Annotated in this window: 3 protein-coding genes; 2 read left to right on the forward strand and 1 reads right to left on the reverse strand. The window is 39.4% G+C overall.

What is annotated here, in order from left to right:
• Positions 1–36 precede the first annotated feature (36 nt).
• Together NZ896_06775 and NZ896_06780 are read left to right on the forward strand one after the other, a co-directional pair.
• On the forward strand, positions 37–210 hold the full coding sequence (locus tag NZ896_06775) for a 30S ribosomal protein S30e (protein ID MCS7117147.1): 174 nt from the start codon (positions 37–39) through the stop codon (positions 208–210).
• A gap of 184 nt (positions 211–394) precedes the next feature.
• The gene (locus NZ896_06780) at positions 395–1,138 is read left to right on the forward strand and encodes a ZIP family metal transporter (protein ID MCS7117148.1); all 744 of its coding nucleotides are present in this window, start codon (positions 395–397) and stop codon (positions 1,136–1,138) included.
• Between the two features lie 211 nt (positions 1,139–1,349).
• Here the strand turns inward: NZ896_06780 and NZ896_06785 are convergent, their stop codons facing one another.
• Complete coding sequence (locus tag NZ896_06785; protein ID MCS7117149.1) at positions 1,350–2,012, reverse strand: peroxiredoxin; 663 nt, start codon at positions 2,010–2,012, stop codon at positions 1,350–1,352.
• Between the last annotated feature and the right edge of the window lie 220 nt (positions 2,013–2,232).

Below are 2,232 nucleotides of genomic sequence, written 5' to 3' on the forward strand. Positions count from 1 at the left end.
TTTAAGAAGCTGACTCGAATAAAATGTTGATCGAATATGCCAACACATGGCTCACTCACAAAGGCGGGAAAGGTGAGGAGCCAAACACCTAAGATAGAGGCTAGACCAAAAACTTCACCAATACCGAAGGTAAGAAATCGCTCCACATTCATTAAGAGGTACATATTAAAAAGAAAGCCGGGGCAGAATTGGATAATCCCACAATACTGAAGTTTTATAAATCCTATCCTCATTGGTAACGAACCGATCCATCTTAGCATAATAATAATTAGAGCGTTAAAAACTTATGAAGTTACATTAGAAAGAAGTCGACGTTCTCTACCTACAATATGAGAAGAATAAGAAGCTTTTGACAACACTTTTATTTCGGTGCCCATAACAAAATTGAGATTAGATGGAGTTTATTTACTATGGATTCATCGCAAGTCTATTAGCAGGCTTAGCTACGGGACTTGGTGCACTCCCAATACTCTTCAAGAGCCAATTTTCTGACGATCTTCTAGATATCTTACTCGGTTTTGCAGCGGGCATCATGCTAGCAGCAACCTCTTTTAGCCTTTTAGTCCCTGCGATCGAGTTAGGTGGATCAGGAATGGCAGTGGTTGGTCTTTTAACGGGTGCTTTGATGTTGCACTTTATCGATCGCTTCGTACCACATTTTCATCCCGTTGCAGGTAAAGAGGGTCCACCATCAAGACTCTCAAAGATCTGGCTTTTCATCATCGCCATGTCCATCCACAACTTCCCTGAAGGGTTGGCTGTAGGTGTGAGCTTCGGTTCGGGCGATTTGGCGAGTGGTTTGATTATGGCTAGCGCGATCAGTATTCAGAATACTCCAGAGGGTTTGGCTGTAGCTCTACCACTCCTAAGAGAGAAATATAGTAAGAAAAGAGCTATTGGTTATGCAACTTTAACGGGGCTCGTCGAACCCATCGGAGGAGTATCTGGTGCAATCCTGGTCTCTTTAATACATTATATACTACCTTTGGGATTTGCATTTGCAGCAGGAGCGATGCTATTCGTAGTAATAGATGAAATGATCCCTGAAAGTCACAAGAAGGGTTTTGGTAGAGAAGCTACCTTTGGGTTGATAATCGGCTTCTCGATCATGATGCTTCTAGATAGCTTATTCGCATAAATTTTGCTCTATGGCTTTATTCACGTCATAATTCGTATTACTTCAATCGTATACCGATGTTGATGTGAAAACTTAAGTGTAAAGTGATGAAATTATAGAATTATGAGTTATGGGTCTTAAAGGTTAATTTAAAATCGAATCAAGACCATCTTAAAACTAAGGATTGGAATCTAATCATAAGAAAAAAGGGGCGTTCAGTAAATCGAAGGCTTTACTCTACTTTCTTGTAGCATAACCACCAATCTAAGCACTTAATCTCTCCAGCCTTCTCTTGTGCTCTTCTCTTCTCTATCATATCTACACTATTAGCGGGTGGAATGATGACATTATCACCGATTATTTCATTATGTGGCCAATTGGCCGGGATGGCGTAACCTTTATCGGCTATTTGAAGTGCCCTTATCATCCGAAGTATTTCATCAATATTTCTACCCAACTCCATCGGATAGTATAGTATCGCCCTAACAATCCCTTTAGGATCGACTATAAAGACGGCTCTAACCGTCTGTGTTCCTGCAGCCTGTTTATGGCGCATACCTAATCGTGCAGATATCTCACCAGTATTGTCTGCGATTATCGGAAACTTTATTTCAACACCGAGCTTCTCTTTTATCCATTCCTCCCACTTTAGATGTGCAAAAACCTGGTCTATACTTAATCCTATCAATTCACATTGTAACTTTTGAAATTCCTCATACCTTTTCTGGAATGCAACGAATTCTGTTGTGCAAACAGGTGTAAAATCGGCAGGATGGCTGAAGAGGATGAACCACTTACCACTATAATGGTCTGGAAGCTTTATCATTCCTCTGGTGGTTCTAACCTCCATCTGGGGGAATTTATCACCTATTAATGGCATCTTATACTCTTCCATTTTTTCACCTTTATTAATTAAAAATAATTATTATTTAAATCTTATTTTAGAAAATGATTTAAGCAACCCATTAACCCTCATAATTAGAAAAGTTGTCAAATATTCAGCAGATAATAAAAACACTACGCAGTAAAGGGTATAAAGTAACACCTCAACGTTTAGCGATCTGTGAAATGATACTTTCATCCAAAAACCACCCAACGGCGAACCAAATATATAA

It is taken from the genome of Nitrososphaerales archaeon (assembly GCA_025058425.1).
Taxonomy (GTDB): domain Archaea; phylum Thermoproteota; class Nitrososphaeria; order Nitrososphaerales; family JANXEG01; genus JANXEG01.